Raw genomic sequence first — 15,110 nt, 5'->3', positions numbered from 1 at the left:
GCGGGCTCCGGGCGCACCGAACGGGCAACATCATGACCCAATCTGCTCCCTCCGGCGGCCCGCGCACTCTGTATGACAAGCTGTGGGACGCGCACGCGATCGCCCAGGGCGGCGACGGCCAGACTTTGCTCTATATCGATCGGCATCTGCTGCACGAAGTCAGCACGCCGCAGTCCTTCGCGATGCTGCGCGAGGACGGGCTGGCGGTGCATCGCCCCGCCACGCAACTGGCGGTGGCCGATCACAGCGTGCCGACGCGGCACCGCGACCAGCCGGTCGCCGATCCGATGGCCGCAGCACAGATCGCGTTGCTGGAACGCAATTGCGCGGACTTCGCCATCGAATATCTGGCGCTAGCCGGCGAGGGGCAGGGCATCGTCCACGTCATCAGCCCCGAACAGGGCTTTACTCTGCCCGGCATCACCTTGGTCTGCGGCGACAGCCACACCTCTACTCATGGCGCGTTCGGCGCGCTCGCGTTCGGGGTGGGGGCCAGCGAGTGCGGCATTGTCATGGCCACGCAGGCGCTGTGGCAGGAACGTGCGCGGCGGATGCGGGTGACCTTCACTGGTGCGCTCTCGCCCGGTGTCAGCGCCAAGGACATGGCGCTGGCCTTTATCGGCACCGTCGGCGCGGCGGGGGCGGCCGGCTATGCTGTTGAGTTCGCGGGCGAGGCGGTGCGTGCCTTGTCGATGGAGGGGCGGATGACTCTGTGCAACATGGTGATCGAGGCGGGATCGCGTACGGGGCTGGTGGCGCCCGATGAAACCACCTTTGCCTATCTGCATGGTCGCCCGCGCGCGCCGCAGGGTCCCGCATGGGATGCTGCGGTCACCTATTGGCGGACCTTGCCCAGCGATGCCGATGCCGTGTTCGATGCCGAGGTGACGATCGATGCGAGCGAGATCGCGCCGCAGATTACCTATGGCACCAGCCCGGGGCAGGTGATGCGGGTGGACGGTATCGTGCCGGGCGCGGGCGTGGCCAAGGCGTTGGCGTATATGGGGCTGGCGGCGGGCGCGCAGATTGCCGGGCTGGCGATCGACCATGTCTTTATCGGCAGTTGCACCAATGGCCGGATCGAGGATCTGCGCGCCGCCGCCGCCGTCGCCCGCCGCGGACAGGTGGCGCCGGGCGTCCGCGCGTTGGTCGTCCCCGGATCGATGGCGGTGAAGCGACAGGCAGAGGCGGAGGGGCTGGATGCGGTGTTCTTCGCCGCCGGCTTCGAATGGCGCGAACCCGGCTGTTCGCTGTGCGTGGCGATGAACGACGATCGCCTGCCCGCCGGTGCCCGCTGCGCCTCCACGTCGAACCGCAATTTCGAAGGGCGGCAGGGACCCGGCGCGCGCACCCATTTGATGAGCCCGGCGATGGCCGCCGCCGCTGCACTGGCCGGGCGGATCGTCGATGTGAGGACGCTGGCATGACGGCGCTCGTCACCGTCACGGGCGCTGCTTGGTCGCTGCCGGACGCCGATGTAGATACCGACATCATCTACCCGGCGCGCTTCCTGCTGATTACCGAGAAGCTCGGCCTTGGCCGCTATGCATTCCACGATCGCCGCTGCGACGGCTTCGCGCTGGCACCGGGGCAGGACAGCGCGGCGCCGATCCTGATCGCCGGCCCCAATTTCGGCTGCGGGTCCAGCCGCGAACATGCCCCCTGGGCGCTGGCCGGCCTCGGCATCCGGGTGATCGTGGCGGAGAGCTTCGGCGAAATCTTCCATTCCAACTGCTTCAAGAACGGGCTGCTCCCGATCGTGCTGCCCGCCGAGCGGGTTGCAGTGCTACACGCCGCCGCGCAAGCCGGGTGCAGCTTCCACGTCGATCTGCGCACCCGCACCCTCGCCGTGCAGGGCGAGGCGCCCATCGCCTTCACCGTCCCCGACGAACGGCGCGAGGCGTTGCTCAACGGCTGGAACGAGATCGCCCGCATCCGCGCCATCCACGCGCACGACATCGAACGATATGAAGCCGGGCAGCGCACCGCGTTCCCCTGGCTCTGGCAAAAGGAACCGGCACATGGCTGACACAAGATTGCGCGAAAAGTTGGCGACCGGCGAGTTCTTCGTCGTCCCGGGCGTGCAGGATATGATCACCGCCGTCATGGTCGAACGCGTCGGCTTCGACGTGGTTTATGGCAGCGGCTATTGGTTGACCGCGTCCGCTTACGGCCTGCCCGATGCGGGGCTGGTCAGCTATAACCAGATGCTCGATCGGATGAGCACCGTGCGCCGATCGTGCAGCGCGGCGCTGATCGCCGATGCCGATACCGGCTTTGGTGGCCTGTTGAACGTCAACCACACCGTGCGCGGCTATGAAGCGGCGGGCATCTCCGCGATCCAGCTTGAGGATCAGGAATTCCCCAAAAAGTGCGGTCACACGCCGTACAAGCGCGTCGTCTCGGTCGAGGACATGGCCGACAAGGTGAAGGTTGCCGTGGAAGCGCGCGACCAGATGCTGGTCATCGCGCGCACCGATGCCCGCCAGTCCGAAGGGCTGGACGGCACGCTGCGCCGGCTGGAGGCCTATGCCAAGGCCGGGGCGGACATCCTGTTTCCCGAAGCGCTGACCAGCGAAGAGGAGATGCGCAAGGTCTGCGAGACGTTCGAACAACCGATCCTGTGCAACATGGCCAATGGCGGGCTGACCCCGCCGATGAAGGGTGATGTGCTGGCCGATATCGGCTTTGCGTTCGCCATCTATCCGTCGCTGACCAGCCTGGTTTCCGCCGCCGCGATCGAACAGGCGCTCGTGCGGCTGCGCGACGATCTGGACGGCGAGCCGGCGGACATTCCGCTGTTCGACTTCAAGACGTTTTGCAGCATGATCGGGTTTGAAGACGTCTGGGCGTTCGATCGCAAATGGGGGCAGGACCGGTAATGGAGATCGTGGCGGCGGTGCTGGCGCAGTCGGGCGGCCATGCCCGGCCCTATCGGGAGCATGCGCCGCTTGAACTCAAGCGGCTGACGCTCGATCCGCCGCGGTCGGGCGAGTTGCTGATCCGCATCGACGCCGCCGGCCTGTGCCATTCGGACCTGTCGGTGGTGAATGGCGATCGGCCGCGCCCAATGCCAATGGCGCTGGGCCATGAAGCGACCGGCATCGTCGAACAGACCGGCACGGTGGACGATCCCGGCTTTGCGGTGGGCGACCGGGTGATCCTCGCCTTTCTGCCATCGTGCGGCGATTGCCCGCGCTGCCGTGCGGGCGAGCCGTTCATGTGCGGCGCGGGCGCTGCGGCCAATGGCGAGGGAAGGTTGCTGAACGGCGGGCGGCGGCTGCACGATGCTTGCGGGGAAGTGCACCATCACCTCGGCGTCTCCGCCTTTGCCAGCCACGTCGTCGTCGATCGGCGATCGGCGGTGAAGGTGGATGCGGACATGCCGGCCGAAATCGCCGCATTGTTTGGCTGTGCGGTGCTGACCGGTGCGGGGGCGGTGATGAACTCTGCGGCCGTCCGGCCCGGCGAATCGGTGCTGATCTATGGGTTGGGCGGCGTCGGCCTGTCGGCGTTGCTGGCGGCGCTTGCGTCGGGTGCGGCGCCCGTGGTGGCGATCGATCCTTCGCCGGAGAAGCGTGCCATTGCCGAGCAACTGGGCGCGACTGCGCTGGCGCCGGGTGAGGCGTTTGCCGCGTTGTTTGCCGAAGGCGCGCCGGACGTGGTGATCGAAACGGTGGGCAAGGCGGCTGTACTGCAGGCGGCCTATGCCGCCGCGCGCCGGGGTGGCCGCATCGTCACGGTCGGCCTGCCCAATCCGGTCGAGACCTTCGCCATTCCCGCCGTCGCGCTGGTCGCGGAGGGCAAGACGCTGATCGGCAGCTATATGGGATCGTCGGTGCCGTCGCGCGATCTGCCGCGCTACATCGCGCTATGGCGCGCGGGGCGGCTTCCGGTCGAAGTGCTGCTCACCTCGGTACGGCCGCTGGCCGATATCAACGACCTTCTCGACCAACTCGCCGATGGCAATGCCATCCGCCAGATCATGGTGCCCTGACATGACGTATCTGCGCCGCGCTTATACCGATGGCCCCTTCGGCCAGATTCACTTCCAGTCCGCAGCGGAAGGCGTGCCGCTGGTCCTGCTGCATCAGGCGGTGATGCATTCGGACCAGTTCACCAATGTGTTCGCGCCGCTGATGGCACGCGGCATCCGCCCCATCGCAATCGACATGCCGGGCTTCGGCATGTCCGACGCGACCCAGCATGTGCCGATGGTCGCGGATTATGCTCAGGTCGTGTTGCCCGTGCTGGATGCCTTGGGGATCGCGCGTGCCGTGGTCGGCGGGCACCATACCGGCTCGCTGGTCGCGACCGAAGCCGCGCTGCGGCACCCGGATCGGGTGCGCGGGCTGGTAATGGGCGGGACCATGGTGATGCCGGACGAAGAACGGCTGGGGATGCGCGAAACCTTTGCCGAGCGGGAGAAGAAATACGGCCCGCTGCCGGGCGGGCAGCACATGGTCGAGCTGTTCACAACGCGCGAACATTTCGCCGCCGGCACCATCAGCCTTGCGCGGATCAGCGACTATGTCACCCAGGCGCTGGTCTCGCGCGGGCCCTATTGGTTCGGTCACCATGCCGCGTTCAGCTATGACCATATCAGCGCGATCAAGGCGGTGGCCGTCCCCGCGATGATCCTGAGCAACAGCGGCGACATGATCCACGATGCGGCGGTAGCGGCGCACGCGCTGCGGCCCGATTTCCCGCTGGTCGTCATCCCCGGCGGCGGCATCGACATTGTCGATCAGGAACCGCAGGCCTGGGCGGATGCGATCGCCGATTTCGTCGCGACGCTGCCCTGATCGGCACCATCGCCTATCGCGGCGCGAATGGCGCGGAAACGGGCCGCGAGCGGTTCGAACTGATCGCCCATGGTACGAACTGGGAGCGATCGATGACTGAACCTGCCGTCTCCTCGCTGATCCGCGCCACGATCTTTGTCCGCGATCTGGAGCGTACGGCGGATTTCTACGCCGCGCTCGGCTTCGCGCAGGTTTATTGGGAAGGGGTGCTGGATGACCCCTCCGCCTCGACGATCCTGGGCTTTGCCGGGCACGGCCCGCTGGCAGTGCGGATCGTAAAGAGCGGCGGGCCGAATTTTGGGATGATCGGGCTGTTCCGCATCGATCCCGCGCTGGCACCCGAGGCGCCCCCCTTGCGCACCGGCCCCGCCCAGATCGGCGAGATCGCTCTGGTCTTCTACGTTCGCGATATCCACACGACACTGGCGGCACTGCGCGCGGCGGGGGCCAGTTGGTCGCCCGAGCCGGAACAGTTCCGCATGGCGCACCGTGCCCAGTTGGAAGTGTGCCTGCGCGATGGCGACGGCATCCTGCTCAACCTGGTCGAAACCGACCCGGCCGAGCAGGAATTGTCCGCCCCCGAAGGCGCCTAAAGCCCCAGATTGCCGGGGGACAGCAGTCCGCCGGGGTCCAGCGCCATCTTCACCGCCTGCACCAGCGCCAGCGGTTCCGCCTGCAACCGGCGGGCATAGGGATAGGCCTTGCCCAGTTGGAAGTTGGTGGCGCCGTGCTGGACGAACAGCGCGATAATGTCTGCCTTCAACTGGTGGACATAGGCCCGCGCTTCCGGGTTGGGTGGATAGACGGGCAGGCTCTTCAGATAGTCTGCGGGCACGGCGCCGCGGTGATAATCGGTGATCTCATCGGGCCAGTACATCGCGATTTCGTACAGGAACCCGCCCGATCCCACGGTGGCGAACATGCCGCCCAGCCAGATGCCCAGCCGCTCCAGTTCCTCTGCGCGATCCGCGAGCATCGCGCGATAGGCCAGCTCGAACGCCGCGACTTCGCTGTTGGGCAGGATGCCGTGCAGCGGCACCCAGCGTTCGCCCGCCGGACCCAGCGTGTTGAACAACGGCGCGAAGGGCATCCCGCGCACGATCGCTGGAACCGTGGCGGGGATTTCATGCCCAAGGCCGGACACAAGGGTGCGGATGCGGTGCAGCCGGGCCTTTACCTCGGCATCGTCGAACCCCTCGACGATGTAATGAACCATGAAGGCCGATTTACGGATCGTCCGCCGTGCCGAGGTGGCGGCACGCACGAGTTGTTTGGCACCCGCGATTAACGACGGAGAGGTGCGCAGGATCGACAATGCCATGTCCAGCGTTGCGCCGGCCCGTTCCTGCCGCGCGATCTGGCCCTGTGACAGGGCGGCATCCAGCGAGAAATGGGTATCCTCGATCCGCTCGATCGCCACACGGCGCATCGCTTCATGCATCGCTGCCAGGTCGGGGAAGGCGAAGGAGATGGGCCGATGCGCCGGGCGGCGGCGGATCACGGGCAGCGTCACCCGCGCCTTGATCCCCAGCACGCCGCAATCGCCGCTGAACAATCCGGTCAGGTCGGGGCCAAAATGACGGGTGAAGGGCACCGTGCTGGCAGCCGCGACGCCGGTCGACAGAAGCGATCCGCTGGCGGTCACCACGTCATAGGACAGCACCGAATCTGCCGAGATCCCATAGGCGCCGGAACCGTGGCTGATCGTGTTCTGTGACATCGATCCGCCGATCGTCGCCGCCAGCCCGGAAAACGGCCCCCAGAATGGCGTGCGCAGATCCATTTCGGCCAAGGCGTCGCGCAGGGCGGCCCAGGTGACCCCGGCCTCCACCGTGACATGGCCATTTACTTCGTCGATCCGCACGATCCGGTTCAGCCGCGTCAGATCCAGCAGGAGCATGTCCGGTGCGAACGGGATATAGCCGTCGGTATAGGACGCGCCGCCACCGCGCAGCGACAGCTTGGTCCCCGCCGATGCCGCGACGCGCACCACCGCCTGCAACTCCTCGACGCTGCCGGGGCGCACGACCGCCAGCGGCATCTCCGCCCGGCGATAGACATCAGTGGCGAGCGCGAGCGTCGCGTCGCCGGTCAGCACATGTGCCGGGCCGGTGATGGCTTCAATCGCGGCCAGCACCTCGGGCCGCTCCAGAACCTGGGTCATCCGACTGCGATCTCGTCGATCGTGCGAATATAGGCGTCGCTGGTTTCCTGCGTGGCGAGTTCGCTCGCCTCCTTGCGCATCAGGTAGAACAGCCGGTCGAGCAGCGCCTGGCGCCGCGCTTCGCGCTCTTCCAGCGCCGCCTGATCCAGTTCGATGCTGGCCATGCCGGCCTTCAGATCGATGCCCTGGCTGGCGGCGACGCGCTGCATCAGGTCGAGGTCGTCGGCCAGCACCGATACCTCGCTGGCCAGCACCATCACCATCGACATCACCTGATCCATCCCCGGCGTGTCGTAAAAGCCGGGGCGCTTGCCGCGGGCGTCGCGGCGCATCTTGCTCGTGTCGGTCATGCCGTTGCCCCATCCTTCTGTGCGATCAGGACTTCCCATCCGCCGCCGGGGGCGAATTCGCCCGCAGTGAATTCGCGGTCGGCGACGCTGTCGGCAGCGTCCTGGCTGTATCCGGCTGCCGCCGCCGCAGCGAATTCCATCACTGCCATTGGCGCGGTGTCGAAGCGGATGCTGTCGGCAGGGAAGCCAGCAGCCTTGGCCAGCGCCACCTGGTCCAGATCGCGCATCGCCCCCCAGAAAGGCTCGTTGTTATAATAGGTTTCATTGTCCAGGATGAACTGGGTGAACGGGTCCATCAGGTCGAACGGCGGCAGATCGGCGTGGATCATATAGCCGCCGGGCGCCAGCAGCCGGTAGCATTCGGCAAAGATCTTCGGCATCGCTTTGCCCGATGTTTCGTGCAGCAGGATGTGGCTGACGATCAGGTCAAAGCTGCCATCCTCGAAATCGGTGCGCTCGGCGTTCATCTGGGCGAAGTTGACGTCCAGTCCGAATGCGCCGGCGCGGGCATGGGCATAGCGGATCTGCGGCGCGGCGACGTCGACACCCCACACCTCCGCCTCCGGGAAGAGTTCCTTATAGGGCAGGGTCGAATGGCCGACGGTGCAGCCCAGATCGAGGATGCGCTTGGGCGAAAACCCGTCCAGCCGCCGCTTGATATAGTTGCAGACCGACCGGCCCATGTCGTCGTTGTTCGGCCCGGTATAGCCCATCGCATACAGGAACACGCCGCGATCATAGAGCGCGCCCAGCGTCACGTCCTGCTCGCCCGGCGCACCGGCATAGCCGCCCGGCATACAGTGAATGTCGAGCGCGTTGACATAGCGGGGGACGTCGAAGGCGCCAGGCACTACCAGCTTGCCGGCATTCGCCGCCGATGCCGCCGCCGCTTCGGCGCGCAGCGCATCGGCATCGCTGTCGATACTGTCGATCACGCTGTCCCAGAGCAGCTCCTGGCTGATCCGGTTCACCGCGGCATAATGCTGGAAGTACGTGTCCGGCACCATCGCCTTGCGGATGTCATGCCGGTCGGCGGGGGCGCGGCCGGTTTCCTTCTCGAACCGGCGGGCAGCGCGGCCACGATAGACCGGCTGCAGCCCCGGCAGCAGACCCTGTTGGATATAGTGCTTCAGGCTCTTGGCGAATTCCTGCCGCGACGCTTCCTGGGGCGTCGCCTTGGGGAGCACCGCGTGCGGTGCCTGTTGGAACGTATTGAGCATCAAGGCCTCCCTCGGCTGCCCCATCCGCGACCTGCCCGGAGCGCCTGTTTGCGTGGTAGCTTAGGTATCTCCCCCGCCGCTGCCAATGCAGCATCCCCCACGCCGCCTGTTCGACTGGCGGATAGGGCGAGCGGGATGCGCAGACGGCGGGCGGCCCGGCGGCGCATCTGCCGGCCCATCCCCATCGGAGAGGCAGCCCTTGTACCGCACCATCAATCCCGCGACCGGCGCGCATCTGGCGAGCTTTGAGGATGCCGATCCCGCAGCAGTGGAGGCAGCGCTGTCTGCTGGCTCACGCGCCTTCGATGCGTGGCGCGGCACGCCGATCGCGGCGCGGGCGCAGGCGCTGGAACGGCTGGCTGACCAGTTGGAGCGCCACGCGGACGATCATGCCCGGCTGATCACCCTGGAAATGGGCAAGCCGCTCGCCGCCGCCCGTGCCGAAGTGCTGAAATGCGCCGCCAATTGCCGTTGGTATGCAGCGCACGGCGCGGCGATGCTGGCGCCTGAAACCGTGCCGCACCCCGCTGGCCATGCCGAGGTCCGCCACGAACCGATCGGCATCGTGTTCGCGGTGATGCCGTGGAATTTCCCCTATTGGCAGGTGGTGCGCTTCCTGGCGCCAGCGCTGATGGCGGGCAATGTCGTGCTGCTCAAACACGCCTCCAACACGCCGCAATGCGCCGCCGCGCTGGAACGTGCCGGGATCGATGCAGGCTTACCGCAGGGCGTGTTCCAGAACCTGTATCTCACCCGCGATCAGGTGGCGCGCGTGATCGAGGATTCTCGCGTCGCCGCCGTCACCCTGACCGGCAGCGAAGGGGCGGGCATTTCGGTCGGGGCGGCCAGCGGGCGTGCGCTGAAGCCGTGCGTGCTGGAACTGGGTGGCAGCGATCCGTTGATCGTGATGCCAAGCGCCGATCTGGATCGCGCCGTCGCCGCTGCCGTGACCGGGCGGTTCCAGAACAGCGGCCAATCGTGCGTCTGTGCCAAGCGTATCCTGGTCCACCGCGACATCTATCCGCAATTCCGCGCGGCATTCGTCACGGCGGTCGAGGCGTTGCGGGTCGGCGATCCCACGGATTCGTCCACCGAACTCGGCCCGCTTTCCAGCGACGCCGCGCGCGATGAGATCGCCGGGCAGGTGGCGCAGGCGCTGGCCGAAGGCGCGACCTTGGTCACAGGGGGACAGGCGCTGCCCGGCCCCGGCGCCTTCTATGCCCCCACCATATTGGAGGGCCTGCCCGAAGGCGCGGCCACGCGGAGGGAAGAACTGTTCGGCCCCGTCGCGCTGGTGTTCGAAGTCGCGAATGTCGACGATGCCATCCGCGTCGCCAACGAAACGCCGTTTGGCCTTGGCTCCAGCGTGTGGACGCAGGATGCCGGCGAACGCGCGCGGTTTGCGGCCGATCTCGCCTGCGGGATGACGTTCTTCAACGCCAATACCGTCTCCGATCCGGCCTTGCCCTTTGGCGGGACCAAGCGTTCCGGCATCGGGCGCGAACTGGGCCGCTGGGGCATGATGGAGTTCGTCAATGTCCGGCTTGTCTTCACCGCGGCCTGAGATCGATCGCGGCTTTGTCCGCCTTGCCGAAGGGTTGGTGCACTATCGCGCCGCCGGGGATGCCACGGCGCGGCCGCTGTACATGGCGCATGCCGGGCCGGGATCGTCGCGGTGGCTGGTCCCGCTGATCGGCGCGCTGGCGCCTTCCCGCCGCGTGATCGCGCCCGACATGCTGGGCAATGGCGATTCCGATGCACCGACACCGGGCGACCACGGGATCGCTTATTATGCCGACACCGCCCTGCGGGTGATGGACGCGCTCGGCATCGAGCAGGCGGATTTCTATGGCAGCCACACCGGCGCGATGATCGGCATCGCGCTTTCCGCCCGGGCGCCCGATCGGATCGGCAAGCTGATCCTCGACGGCGTGGTGCTGATGGATCGGGCCGAACGCGCCCGGATGCTGCGGCAATATGCGCCGGCGAAACTGCCCGACGATCATGGCGGGCAGCTTGCCTGGGCGTATCAATTCTGTCGGGACATGTTCCTGTTCTACCCCTATTTCGATCGCGATGCCGCCCACCGCACTGGCAATGGCGTGCCGCCGCCGGAGGTGGTCCACGCTTTCGTCGTTGATGTGCTGAAGGCGCTGACCACCTATCATATCGCCTATCGCGCGGCCTTTTCCTACGACATGGCCGGCGCGCTGGCGGCAAGCGTGCATCCAGTGTTGCTGGCGTGTTCGGCAAGTGATCCCACGCATGGCGACCTGCCCAAGGCACAGGCCTTGCGCCCGGATGCGTCTGCGGTGCTGTTTCCGGCAGGTGCCGCGACGGAGGTGGTGGCCGCGCGCATCCTCGCCTTTCTCGACTGAGCGCTTTGTTCGCACTGCGAACATTTGTTTCGCTTGCCGATGCATTCGCCCGTGATTTCCATCCTTATGCTGCATAACAATTCGGTAAGGGGAAACGGCGGATGAAACGGCTTGCTCTGATGGCGACAACGTTGTCCACCTGCGCGCTGGTTACGGCCGCCGCTGCACAGGACGCACCGCGTAAGTGCGAGAAGCCGAACTTCGCCAATCCGCTCTTCTATCAGCCGGTCGAACAACTGCCCGATTCCCGGCTGCGCTTCCGCCTGTGCGCGCCGGACGCCACCGATCCCCGCGTGATCAGTTCCGATATCGAAGCGATCCCTTCGGGCTTTGACGGCAAGGCCGCCGGGCTGGAGATGACGCGCGACGATCTCGGCTATTGGTCGGCCACCACAGCAGCGCCGGTGCCGGCGGGCACCTATGCCTATGGCTATCGCATCGGCGGGCTCACTTTGGCCGATCCGCAGGCCGATCGGTTCTCGATGAACTATCGCGGCGTGTCGTCGGTGGTGGAGGTGAAGGGGCCGCAGGGTGCGTTCCAGAGCTTCGATGCCGCAGTGGCGCACGGCGCGGTCGCAACGATCGAATATCGCTCCGTGTCGCTGGGCGAAGTGCGCCGCGCCCATGTCTATACGCCGCCGGGCTATGACAGGAACGGCACGCGCCGCTATCCGGTGCTCTATCTCGTCCATGGCGCCGGCGACAGCGACGATAGCTGGACGTCGCGCGGCCACGCCAACTACATCCTCGATAATCTTATCGCCGCCGGCAAGGCGGTGCCGATGATCGTGGTGATGCCGGCGGGGCATACCGTGTTCAAGCCGGGCAGCGACCTGTTCATGAACAAGGATTTCGGCGACGATCTGCTCAAGGACCTCGTGCCGCTGATCGACCGTGATTATCGCAGCATCGCCGATCCGGCACACCGCGCGATGGCCGGGTTATCGATGGGCGGGGCGCACACGCTCGCCTGGGGCCTGCCCAATGCCGGGACGTTCGGGCCGATTGGCGTGTTCAGCATGGGCTTCTACCAGCCGGGCCAAGAAGAACGCTTTGTTGCTGCCAATGATGCCAAGCTGCGTGAACGGGCAAAGGCGGCGACGCCGGTCTATTTCGCCATGGGCAAGTCTGATTTCCTCCACGCGGCGGTGGCCCCGACCCGTGCGATGATGGACCGCTACCGCATCCAATATCGCTATGTCGAAAGCGAGGGCGGGCACACCTGGACCAACTGGCGTAGCTATCTGCGGGATTTCGCACAGACAATCTTCAAGATTACATAAAAGATTTTTCAGTATAATTGGTTGCAGTCCACGCTAATCGCGTGGGCCAGAGCGTGTTCACGCTAACATTTGTCTATAAATAGACGAAGTAATCGTCTGTCGGATAGGTAATATTAAAGACTCGGCCGGATCTGTATTTTTAATGATCTTCGGTCTCGCCTGGAGTGCAACGCACGATCTGCACCAGCGGCCATCACAAAAAAACTCAGCGACGGGGGCTTCATGAAAAACAGTGCATCTATGGCGGCGATCGCTATCATCCTCGCAATCGGCCTACCGACGGCGGCAATTGCGCAGGACACGCAGGAAGAACCGAAGGCGGAACGCGCCGAACCGGAAAACGTCATCGTCGTCACCGCGCGTAAGCGCAAGGAAGACATCCTCAAGACGCCGGTCACGATGACCGCGATGACGGCAGACCAGATCGAGAAGCGCTCGATCGTCTCGATCGCCGACGTCGCTGCCAATACGCCCGGCTTCAACGTCAACAACAATTCCTCAGGCCGGGCCGATCGCACCATCCAGGGCGTGATCATCCGCGGCTTTACGCCATCGACCGTGGTTGCGACGACAACGTCGACCTTTATCGACGGTGTGCCGGTTTCCTCGCCCAGCGCGCTGAACAGCGTCGGCGCGGCGGAGCGGATCGAAGTGCTGCGCGGGCCGCAGAGCGCCTATTTCGGCCGCAACACCTTCGCCGGCGCGATCAACGTGGTGAACAAGGTGCCAACCGGCGAATGGGGCGGTTCCGTCACCACCATGGTGGGCACGCGCTCGAACTATCGCCTCCGCGCCGATCTGGAAGGGCCGATCGCCGGCGAGGCGCTCACCTTCCGCGCGACGTTCGATCGCTTCGGCAAGGACGGGTCGTGGGTCGCCAAGGATGGCGGCACGCTGGGCGACCAGAAGAGCACGTCGGGCTCGCTGCTCATCGCCGCCAAGCCGGCTTCCTGGCTCAGGGCAAAGGTGTACGCATCCTATTCCAAGGATGAGGACGGTGTTTCGGCCAGCACCCGGATTTCGGCGGTCGACATCCGCGATCCGGCCGGGAACATCGTCTACAAGGGCCAATCGAATTGCACCTTGAACGGCTTCGATGGTGCTGGCGCTCCGGTGAAGAACCCCTTCATCTGCGGCACGCTGCCACCGCCCGCCGATCAACTGTCGACGAGCCGTGTTACCGACAGCTTCGTCAAAAAGTTCCTGTCCAGCCCGCAGGGGCGCGTGCTGGATCCGTCGCAGGGTGTGCAGGGCTATGGCATGGTGCGCCGTTACTTCCACCTGCACGGCACCGTGGACGTGGATCTGATGCCGGACGTAACCGCCACCGTGCTGGCAGGATATAATAACGAGAGCTGGAGCCAGTTCTCCGATCTCGACAGCTTCGACAGCACTGCTGTGCCCAATCCGTTCGGCGGCCCGGGTTCCCGCAGCTATTTCGACTTTCCGTATCTGAGCGAGCGTATTTCGAAGGACTATTCGGTCGAAGGCCGCCTGTCCTATGACTCTGGGAAGTTCCGTGGCGTTGCTGGCGCCAGCCTGCTGGATGGCCGCAACCGGGGTTCAATCGGCGGCGGTAACGGTGCGCTCGGCACTACTGTGTTCGCCAATGGCGGTGGCACCGATCGGGCAAAGACGCTGGGCTTCTTCTTTGGCGCCACCTACGACCTGACCCGCGCGCTGTCGGTCAGCCTGGAGGGCCGGTATCAAATCGACCACACCTATGCCTATAATCCGCGCCCCGGTGCGCCGGTGCCGTCGGGGCTGGGCACGTTGCTGGTGGATTCGACCTATCGCAACTTCCTGCCGCGCGTGATCGTCAATTATGACGTGACGCCCAACACGATGGTGTACGCTTCGGTGGCAAAGGGCGTGAACCCGGGCGCGTTCAGCACCGGCCTCATCACCGCCACGCCGGAAGTGCGGGCGCTGGCGCTTGCAGCGGGTGTGACGTTGCGCGTGGCGCCGGAAAAGGTGACCAACTATGAAGTGGGCATCAAGGGCCGGGCGTTCGACAACACGCTCACCTACTCGCTCGCCGGTTACTATGCGCCGTGGCGCGACCAGATCAATTCGATCGTCGTGGTCGTCGGCGGCGCTGGCGCCTTCTTCTACGGCAGCGCCAATACCGGATCGGTCGACCTGTACGGTGTCGAGGCGCAGACGTCGTGGCGCGCAAGCGATCTGGTAACGTTCGAACTGGGCGGCGCGGTCAATCTGAGCCACATCAACGCCTTTACCAACCGATCGCTGACGACGCTGTCCGGCATCACCGACTTCACCGGCAAGGAACAGCCGAACAGCTCCAAATATTCGGCGGTCGGCGCGATCCAGTTGGGTGGCGACGTGCGCGGAGTGAATGACGCCAAATGGTTCGGCCGGCTCGACTGGAACTACAAGGCAGGCGTCTGGACCGATCAGGCAAACATCGTCCGCACCCCCGACCGCCATGTTTTCAACGTGCGCGCCGGGATTAGCCGGGGCATCGTGTCGGTCGAAGCGTTCGTAACCAACCTGCTGAACGACAAGAAATATGTCAGCGTCTATGACAATTTCATGTTCACTCCGATGTTCGAATATACCGGTAACTATTCTGCCCTGTTGGTCGGCATGCCCGAACTCCGAGCCGGCGGTCTGCAGGTGAAGGTGAAGCTCTGAAGCTCTTTCCAGGGGTCGGACGACTGGCCCCTGGACCTTATACGGTGGCGCGACCGCGACCCGTGCCGCGCCGAAGGCCACGCATGATGTCCACCCCAACACGGGCACAGCGCGGATATCGGCTGGTTCATCGCGCGTGTCGTCATCGGGCGCCGGCGAGCAGCCCGAAATGGCGGATGACGCCAGCGGGCTGCATAACGGCGAATCTGCCTTCCCATCGACAGGGTGGCTGCGGTCTCGTCCGTCAGACTG

General features: G+C 65.6%; 13 protein-coding genes. 10 read left to right on the top strand and 3 right to left on the bottom strand.

Going from position 1 to position 15,110, the window contains the following annotated elements:
• Positions 1 to 32: 32 nt before the first annotated feature.
• From leuC to EWE75_RS03155, 6 genes are all read left to right on the top strand, one after another.
• On the top strand, positions 33 to 1,427 hold the full coding sequence (gene leuC / locus EWE75_RS03180; RefSeq protein ID WP_130155246.1) for a 3-isopropylmalate dehydratase large subunit: 1,395 nt from the start codon (positions 33 to 35) through the stop codon (positions 1,425 to 1,427).
• Entirely contained in the window at positions 1,424 to 2,029 is a 606-nt protein-coding gene (gene leuD, locus EWE75_RS03175) for a 3-isopropylmalate dehydratase small subunit (protein ID WP_130155245.1), read from the top strand. The genes leuC and leuD overlap by 4 nt, the downstream gene beginning before the upstream one ends.
• The gene (locus EWE75_RS03170) at positions 2,022 to 2,882 is read left to right on the top strand and encodes an isocitrate lyase/PEP mutase family protein (protein WP_130155244.1); all 861 of its coding nucleotides are present in this window, start codon (positions 2,022 to 2,024) and stop codon (positions 2,880 to 2,882) included. The genes leuD and EWE75_RS03170 overlap by 8 nt, the downstream gene beginning before the upstream one ends.
• Positions 2,882 to 3,997, top strand: a complete 1,116-nt coding sequence (locus EWE75_RS03165) for a zinc-binding dehydrogenase (protein WP_130155243.1) — start codon at positions 2,882 to 2,884, stop codon at positions 3,995 to 3,997. The genes EWE75_RS03170 and EWE75_RS03165 overlap by 1 nt, the downstream gene beginning before the upstream one ends.
• Position 3,998: 1 nt before the next feature.
• Complete coding sequence (locus EWE75_RS03160) at positions 3,999 to 4,805, top strand: alpha/beta fold hydrolase (protein ID WP_130155242.1); 807 nt, start codon at positions 3,999 to 4,001, stop codon at positions 4,803 to 4,805.
• Positions 4,806 to 4,897: 92 nt separating this feature from the next.
• Positions 4,898 to 5,398 carry a VOC family protein gene (locus EWE75_RS03155; RefSeq protein WP_130155241.1) on the top strand — a complete coding sequence of 167 codons (501 nt, stop codon included), beginning with the start codon at positions 4,898 to 4,900 and terminating at the stop codon, positions 5,396 to 5,398.
• Here EWE75_RS03155 and EWE75_RS03150 read toward each other — a convergent pair.
• From EWE75_RS03150 to EWE75_RS03140, 3 genes are read right to left on the bottom strand one after another with little or no spacing between them, the layout of a single operon-like run.
• Entirely contained in the window at positions 5,395 to 6,969 is a 1,575-nt protein-coding gene (locus EWE75_RS03150) for an FAD-binding oxidoreductase (RefSeq protein WP_130155240.1), read from the bottom strand. The two genes, EWE75_RS03155 and EWE75_RS03150, sit on opposite strands and share 4 nt — an antisense overlap.
• Positions 6,966 to 7,319 carry a hypothetical protein gene (locus tag EWE75_RS03145; protein ID WP_130155239.1) on the bottom strand — a complete coding sequence of 118 codons (354 nt, stop codon included), beginning with the start codon at positions 7,317 to 7,319 and terminating at the stop codon, positions 6,966 to 6,968. The genes EWE75_RS03150 and EWE75_RS03145 overlap by 4 nt, the downstream gene beginning before the upstream one ends.
• Entirely contained in the window at positions 7,316 to 8,539 is a 1,224-nt protein-coding gene (locus tag EWE75_RS03140; RefSeq protein ID WP_130155238.1) for a class I SAM-dependent methyltransferase, read from the bottom strand. Before EWE75_RS03140 ends, EWE75_RS03145 begins: the two co-directional genes overlap by 4 nt.
• Before the next feature lie 199 nt (positions 8,540 to 8,738).
• Here EWE75_RS03140 and EWE75_RS03135 point away from each other — a divergent pair, with 199 nt between their 5' ends.
• From EWE75_RS03135 to EWE75_RS03120, 4 genes are all read left to right on the top strand, one after another.
• Complete coding sequence (locus tag EWE75_RS03135; RefSeq protein WP_231708185.1) at positions 8,739 to 10,103, top strand: NAD-dependent succinate-semialdehyde dehydrogenase; 1,365 nt, start codon at positions 8,739 to 8,741, stop codon at positions 10,101 to 10,103.
• Complete coding sequence (locus EWE75_RS03130) at positions 10,075 to 10,917, top strand: alpha/beta fold hydrolase (RefSeq protein ID WP_130155236.1); 843 nt, start codon at positions 10,075 to 10,077, stop codon at positions 10,915 to 10,917. The genes EWE75_RS03135 and EWE75_RS03130 overlap by 29 nt, the downstream gene beginning before the upstream one ends.
• A gap of 101 nt (positions 10,918 to 11,018) precedes the next feature.
• Entirely contained in the window at positions 11,019 to 12,200 is a 1,182-nt protein-coding gene (locus EWE75_RS03125; RefSeq protein ID WP_130155235.1) for an alpha/beta hydrolase, read from the top strand.
• Positions 12,201 to 12,440: 240 nt separating this feature from the next.
• Positions 12,441 to 14,858, top strand: coding sequence for a TonB-dependent receptor (locus EWE75_RS03120; RefSeq protein WP_231708184.1), 2,418 nt, complete (start codon positions 12,441 to 12,443; stop codon positions 14,856 to 14,858).
• The last annotated feature ends 252 nt before the right edge of the window (positions 14,859 to 15,110 follow it).

This window comes from Sphingomonas populi (assembly GCF_004208535.1).
Lineage (GTDB): Bacteria > Pseudomonadota > Alphaproteobacteria > Sphingomonadales > Sphingomonadaceae > Sphingomonas > Sphingomonas populi.
The sequence above is the reverse complement of the archived record's forward strand: the minus strand, read 5'-3'. Positions and strand labels throughout refer to the sequence as shown.